Origin of the sequence: uncultured Bacteroides sp. (assembly GCF_949298305.1) — a bacterium.
Taxonomy (GTDB): Bacteria; Bacteroidota; Bacteroidia; order Bacteroidales; family Bacteroidaceae; genus Bacteroides.
The window spans coordinates 21,277-28,319 of sequence record NZ_CASFWU010000035.1 but is presented as its reverse complement, the minus strand read 5'-3'; the positions used below and the strand labels follow the sequence as shown (position 1 = coordinate 28,319).

At 58.2% G+C, this 7,043-nt stretch carries 5 protein-coding genes; all 5 read right to left on the bottom strand.

All coding sequences use genetic code 11. The features are described 5' to 3' along the window. Nucleotides 1-1,502 (bottom strand): fimbrial protein (locus Q1Y74_RS06565; protein ID WP_300813113.1); only part of this gene is annotated, 1,502 nt, incomplete at its 3' end. A 23-nt stretch (nucleotides 1,503-1,525) separates the two neighbouring features. After that, nucleotides 1,526-2,518, bottom strand: coding sequence for a FimB/Mfa2 family fimbrial subunit (locus Q1Y74_RS06560; protein WP_300813111.1), 993 nt, complete (start codon nucleotides 2,516-2,518; stop codon nucleotides 1,526-1,528). Nucleotides 2,519-2,776: 258 nt separating this feature from the next. Then, the gene (locus Q1Y74_RS06555) at nucleotides 2,777-4,330 is read right to left on the bottom strand and encodes an Mfa1 family fimbria major subunit (RefSeq protein ID WP_300813114.1); all 1,554 of its coding nucleotides are present in this window, start codon (nucleotides 4,328-4,330) and stop codon (nucleotides 2,777-2,779) included. Nucleotides 4,331-4,502: 172 nt separating this feature from the next. Further along, on the bottom strand, nucleotides 4,503-5,336 hold the full coding sequence (locus Q1Y74_RS06550) for a DUF4469 domain-containing protein (protein WP_300813109.1): 834 nt from the start codon (nucleotides 5,334-5,336) through the stop codon (nucleotides 4,503-4,505). Nucleotides 5,337-5,597: 261 nt separating this feature from the next. Next, nucleotides 5,598-7,028, bottom strand: coding sequence for a DUF3868 domain-containing protein (locus tag Q1Y74_RS06545; protein WP_300813106.1), 1,431 nt, complete (start codon nucleotides 7,026-7,028; stop codon nucleotides 5,598-5,600). Nucleotides 7,029-7,043: the final 15 nt, after the last annotated feature.

The window sequence follows — 7,043 nt, the reverse complement described above, 5'->3', positions numbered from 1 at the left end:
TCCTTGATGTAGACCGTATAGTTCTGCGGCGTCACGATGAGGTAGGGTTCGAGCTTCAGGGGGCTGACGTCTATCTTCTTCTTCAGGCCGCCGGCCACGATGTAGAAGTACTTGGCTATTCCTTCGATGGTTTCGGCATCGGCCACGGGGGGCATATTGGGATGGATGCGCACGGTGAACGCGGTGATGGCGCCCGTCTCGTCCTGGATGAAGTCTACCTGGTAGATGTCGGTCTCCGTACCTCCTTCAGGGGTGTACTTGGGGCTTTCGTAGCTCAGCATGGGCGCGTCGGTGTGGCAGGCCACGGTGACGTCCTTTCCGGCCTCCAGCCCTACGACGGTCTTTGCCACGTAGAGGTAGTAGGGGCCGTTCAGCTCGGCATCCACAGTCTGCAGCGTCCAGTCCTGCACGGCGGCAGTGGCCTCTATCTTGTTGCCCAGGCCGGTGATGCGGCCGGTGATGTCGTACATGCGGCCCCGGGGCAGTTGGCGGACGGGATTGTCGCCGGTCTGTCCTTCGGTGTCGCCCAGCTCGATGGTATACTCCAGCGAGGCGCGGCTGACGCCCTGAGCCGTGTAGAGGGTGGCGGCAATGAGCATCTGCGTCTGGCTGCCCTGCGTCTCTGCCGTAACCAGATGTTCGGGCAGGTAGAAAGTGCCGCGGTAGGCCCATTGTCCGGCCTCGTTGCATTCGATTGTGGTTTTTGAGAATGTATAGTTGTCGGGGGTGGAGGAGTCGTAGGCTCCCACCTGGTACTGTCCGTTGAAGGCGTTCTTCATCTCAAACAAATTGAGGCCGGTAATCTCCTTGCCGGGCACCAGCGGGGCGCGGTCGGCTATGTTGCGGACGCTGATGCCGTCAATCTTCAGCACGTTCGTGCCGAAGGTGGGGTTGGAGATGCCGTTGGTGGTATTGTCGAACACCAGCGTGTAGCGCACCTTGACGCAGGTGTACACCAGGTCGGCCAGGATGTTTCCGGCCTGTGTGGCCGAGAGGGTATAGTCTTCCTCCCTTTGGTAGAACATGGGCAGGCCATTGGTGCCGTTGGGGTCGGGCAGGCTGACCTTGTCGCCCTCCTTGTACTTCAGGATGATGGCCTTCAGTTCTTCTTCCGATGTGCCGGCTGTCAGTTCGGGCACGTTGGCCACGACGTAGATGCGGTAGGTGCCGTACTTCATCCGGATGGGGAAGGTCTTGTAGTCATGCGTCAGCCCGTCGGTGTCCAACTTCTTCACCAGCGTCTCGCCCTCGCTGCCTCCGGTGGGGTAGGCCAGGAACCAGAGCGAGGTGACGCGCCGCTCGGCTTCCGTGGCGTCCTGCTCGCCGGTTCCGGTCGTCGTGGGCACGGAGCGGGTGAGGGGCACGCTGAGCTGCAGCACGCCTTCGCCCTCGCCGGCCTGCGGCGTGTCGGTGCCGGGCAGGTCGGCCGTACACGACAGGAAGGCTGTCAGCAGCGCGGCGAGGCGGAGAAAGGTGAAGAAAAGGTGTCGGACAGTTATCATGGTCTGGTTTTATATTGAGGATTCTAAAGTTCGGTTTGGTTAAATACAATGGTCCATGCGTTGATCTGCAGGGACAGCATCACTTCGCTGCCGGAAGCGTTGCGCCCCATGATGAGGATAATCTGGTAGCTGCTCTCGCGGTCGAGGTATTCCTGCAGCGACATGTCGGAGTAGGCGTCCAGCTTCATCAGGTTGAGGTACTTCACCAGGTCGACGTCGAAGAGGTCCTGCTGCCTGCCTTCGTTGCGCACGGTGAAGCGTGTGGGCAGGTCGTCGGTGAGGCGCAGGGTAGCCATTTCGGCCACGAGGGCGTGGATGTCTGCGGCGCGTGTTCCGGCGGCGTTCCCCACGACGGCCTCGTCAAGCACATAGGGCCGGTAGGTGAGCGGCGTGCATTCGCACGGCTCGTTGTCGTGGGCCAGCACCCGGTTGGCTGCCGCGATGGAGAAGGAGTAGTCTTCCTTGGAGAGGGCGTTGCCCTCGGTGTCCTGCAGGAGGATGCGGAAGCGCTTGGTGTCCTTCACCAGCGGGACGGTGGCGTATGACGGCTCGTCGGCCTTCACCTCGAAGTCGTCCACACGGCCGTTCCACAGGTCGGGCAGGTGCCGCCGGCACTCGTCGCCCTCGGTTCTGAGGCGCAGGCGCAGGTCGTCTACGGTGGACGAGCCCCGCATCAGTTCGCTGCCCAGGTCGAAGCAGGCGGGGTCTTCCTGCAGTCCCGCCCAGGCCACCAGCCGGTAGTGTCCGGGCTGCAGTTGCAGGGGGACGCGGTAGTCGGCGTCCAGGTGGTCGCCGCTGTCCCGGAAGGAGGAGATGAACCGTCCGTCGGCATCGAAGATGAACAGCACGATGTCGTCCACCTGCGAGGGGAAGGCGTCGGCAAACTCCATGTTGTAGTCGTAGACAAAGCGCACTTCGCAGGAGCAGGGCACTTTGTCCTCGTAGATGCACGAGCCGAGGATGGCCGTCAGCGAAAGGCACAACGCAAGGGTGATCTTCTTATATATCCGGTTCATATCTCTGGTATCTGATGGTTGATTCTTGTTCCGGCCTCCGTTGCCCGACGGGCAAGCGGAAGTTCCATGAGTATTTAAAAAAGAAGAAAAGAAGGGGTGCAACCGCCAAACCTATGTTGACGCTATCTACTCATTCTAACTATTTCACGGGCCGGCACCGCGTTCCGGACAAGCACTGCCGCACGGAGCGGCCCGGCGGAAGGGGAAGGACACATCATAAACTAAATGAATATGTGAAGAAAACTATCATGAAAACTATTATAAATTCACATTTTGTCTGACGACAGTCCACGGCTTGATGGTAGCTGCCACCTGGATGTTAGCCACGGCAGGGTCGTCCGGGTCTTTGGCATCTTCAAAGGTAGGCTTGTGATAGCCCAGGCCGCTGATGCTCTGTACTGTCAGAATATACCAGTGGTTGCGTACCACGCCGAACTTGTCTTGCTGCATGTTGGCTCCGTCGGGGTTGTGCTTCACCCAGGCGGTGTAGTAAGATGCACCGTTGGTGTATTCGTAAACCTTGATGGCATCGAGGTCGTCACCGGTCTTTGACTTGTTTGTAGTGAAGTTCGTGTTGGCGTTTGAAGCCTTATCAGAGGTAGTGCTACCTGTAGCTTCAGCTATGCACTGGTAGAGTACAGCGGCATTCTTGGTCTGGAAGATAAGGCCGTTGTAGGCATAGAAGGTACCGTCGCTTCCTGCCGTAGTAAATATAGCATCAGTGATGTCAGGATCCTTACCGGATGACAAGCCAAGCATGGCCGTAAATATCTGGTCGTAGGTGCTAGTACCGTCCTTGGCCAGTTCGGTGTAGGCACCGCTTTCGGGAGTATAAGTCACTTTGTAGACTACACCCGTGGTCTGGCCGTTCTGCTGTGCATTGGCCGTCATGGTGTTTTCGGGGCAGTAGAAGGTGGGAGTTGAGGTGAAATCTGTAAACGAACTGGCTGAGGAGTTGCTAAAGTTGTTACCAAGCCATGTGGTTTCATCACTCGCGCCGTTAAGCACCGTATCGTAATTGGGATCTACGGGGTATATCCACGATGATATACCTGTTGGCTTGTTGGTGGCAGCCGCAGGCGTTCTTATCAGATACATTTTCTTGTTGAGGTTGATGAGGGCAGCACCGTCCAGCGTGGTAGTAGCTATTTTGACATTGTTATCATCATTTACATCAAATGATGTTTTAGCTTGCTCGCACTGCACCTTGGCTACTACGCGCTCGATGTCTACACTTACCAGATGTACTGTTTTACCGCCCGACACAGTACTATGGTCGCTGTCTACTTCCGTATCGCTTGCCGTGGCACTGAAGTCCGTGGTACTTGCTACGAAATTGGTATTAACCATCAAGAACTTTTTATTCTGATGCAAAAGACTGGCATCGCTGATATTGAATACACTGGCTATGTCCACACCAGTCTTGAGAGGGCTGCCTATAGCCGCACCGGCATCCTTGTAGTTTGCCAATACATATACCTTGTAGCTGCCTGCCGGTACTTGGAATACCTCGGTGGCGATGGTAGCATCAGCTGTATTGTCAGGTTCAGCCTTTACTTTAGGATAGTGAATGGACTGCACAATGTTACCGGCATCGGTCAGTACTACAGCGAGGTCGGTGACATAGTATTCGCTCTCAGTACCTTCGTCTGTATCACCGGTATTTCCTGTAGCTCTGGTAATGGCGTTGTTGTTGGTAATGTTAATCATAATCTGCGCCTGTGATTCGTTTTCGGGCAGGCTGTTCACAAGTTCGTCTTCGTTGCTGCATGAGCAGAAGAGTCCGAGTTTTTCATTGTCTTTTTTTGTTATTACGATTATTAAAGTGGTTTATGATGGATGGTTTTGTTCCGCCGGGTGCCGACCAAGGCTGTTTCCTACGGGGGACAAAGGTTTTGTCCTATGGCGGACAAAGACTTTGTCCTATGGCGGACAAAAGGTTTGTCCTACGGCGGACCAAGGCTTTGTGCAGCTCCGGAGCGGTTTATCCGATGGGGTTGTCGTCGTCTCCTCCTCCGCTGTCTCCGCCTCCGCCGCCGGACGCGGCGGCTCCGATGGTGACGGGCCGCGGCAGGACGAAGGAGCGGGGCTCCTTGGTGAGCTTGTTTCCGCTGGTGTACTGGGTGGTGATTTTCACCGTCCATTCGCCGTCGGTCACTCCGGCGGGGAGGATGAACTGCAGCTTGCTGGCGGTGTTGGGCGAGATGTCCTCGGGGCCGATGAAGAAGGAGGTCTGCGGATTGGCTACGGAGGTGAGGGTGATGCCCACGGAGGGGTCGTCGCCCACAATTTTTCCGTTCTTCACGTTGAGGACGGCCATTTTGCCCGCCTTCATGGGGGCGCGGGTCTGCGTCACGGGGTTGACGGGCGCCGCGCTCACCATGCCCGCAATGTAGGGGCCGGTGACGGCGGGCTGGAGGAAGAGCTTGAGGTTGGCCTTGGCGAAGGCCTCGCGGAGCTGCGTGCCCTGCGCGAAGCTGCCGTAGACGCTGATTTTCTCGCGGTCGACGGGCAGGGAGAGTTCTTCTTCCATGAGCACCCCGCTGGCCATGGGCCGGAGGGTGAAGAGCGGCGTGGAGATGCAGAAGCCCGAGGCGGCATAGTTGGCCGTCTCCCGGCAGGCCTCTTCGAGGATGCTTCTGACTTCACTGGTCACTTTGTTGAGCTTCTTGGCCACCTGGGCGGCAATGTGCTCCAGTCCGAGCGACATCTCCTGTGTCTCGACCTTGACGGTGTAATCGTTGTCAATGTCGGCGGTCAGTTCGTTGGGATAGGCCTTCAGGGCCAAATCCAGGGTTGCTTCTTGAATGGTTGCCATATTGGGTAATGGTTAATGGATAATGGTTAATGGTAAATGGTTAATAGCTCAAGTTTCCGGTTTATCATTTTGCCGGAAATTAAGAAGTTATCACTTCGCTTTGCTCTGTCAGAAGTTAAAGCCGATAGTATCATAAAGAAGCAATCTACGGTAGCAGAATCTATTGGCCTTTAACTCCCAAGCCCGCCCTGACGGGCGATAACTCCTTTTAACTCCTTTAACTCCTGCAAGTTTCGCACTTGCGAAACTTGAGTAAATTCTTCATCTCTTCTCCAATTCCTCCAGGTTGTGCCGGGCGGTGGGGTCGCCTTGTCCGGCGGCTTTTCTCCACCACACGGCGGCTTCTTCCCTTTCGCCCTTCATCCACAGCAGGTAGCCGCGGTTGTTCCAGGTGAAGGGCTCGTTGGCGGTCTGCGACAGGTAGCGTTCGGCCTGCTCGTAGTCTCCGTCCCGCAGGCAGATGCCTGCCGCGTTGTTGCAGGCCACGGCATTGTCGGGATAGGTGTCGGCGGCGGTGAGCAGCAGGCGGCGGTATGCCTCGGGGTCGTCGGCGCAGAAGCGGTGGGCCACGGTGTAGAACTCGTAGGCGTTGAGCTCCTGCGGGCGGCTGAGTGCCAGGTCGCGGGCGGCCTCGGGGGTGCGTTCGCGGCTGATGTAGCTGATGGTGAAGGTGTTCTTGCGCAGGCCGGGGTAGACGGTGGTGAGCAGGGTCCGGTAGGTCCGGCCGCCGTCCAGCCGGCGGATGGCCGCCTCGCGGCCGTCGGGATCGGCAATGCTGTCTATGATTTGCAGCATGTCTTCCTTGTAGGGCATCTGTCCGGCGGCAATCACCTCAGCCAGTCCTTCCCAGTTCTCGGCGCCGGGGCGCACGTCCATCAGGGCGGGGTCGGCGGCGTAGCGTTTCAGGATGTAGTCCTTGAGGGCGCCTGCACGTCCTTCGGCCAGCTCCACGTTGTGTTCGTAGCTGCCTTCGGGCGAGGCGAATCCGGTGATTTCGATGCGGCGTATCTCGTAGTCGGGGTTCTGCTGCACGTAGTTCATGGCCGAGTCAATCTTGAGCAGTTCGGCGCGGTTGCCGTAGCGGTCGGGGTAGAGGCGGGTCTGGTTGACGGGATAGATGAGGAAGGCGTCCTTCTCTATCTTGCGCTGCACGAAGTCCTTGGGACACTCCATCTCGGGGCTGGTGCTGAGTTGGGGGGCGTAGAGCAGTTGGCCCTTCACTTCCTGCTCCTGCTCCAGCAGCCCGCCGCAGGCGCATCCCAGCACGTCCTGCCGCAGGGTGAGGACGGCCTGCTCCATCCAGGGCTGGTAGTCCACGCGGGTGCGGTAGCTGACCGTGCGGTTGGAAGGGCGGTTGCCCGTCAGGGTAAGATAGACGTCGGCGGGCTGTCCTTCGGCCCGTCCGGCGCGCTGCTCCTTGATGGCGCGGTTGTGGCCGTTGACCACGACGGCGGGCAGGTCGAGCTGCCGGCTGCGGTCGGCTGTGCAGATGACGGGGGTCAGGATGCGCTTGTGCTGGCTGTAGACAATGCGCTCGCCCAAGTCGAGGGTGAAGCTGATGCTGACACGCCCTCCGGCCGTGCGGATGCTGTCGGCAGAAATCCGGAAGGTATAGTCCGGCTCCTGTTCCGCCCTGAGGACGGCTGCCGCCAACAGGCAAAGCATGAAAAGCAGGTATCGGTTCGTTCTCATATCGCGTGTAAAGGT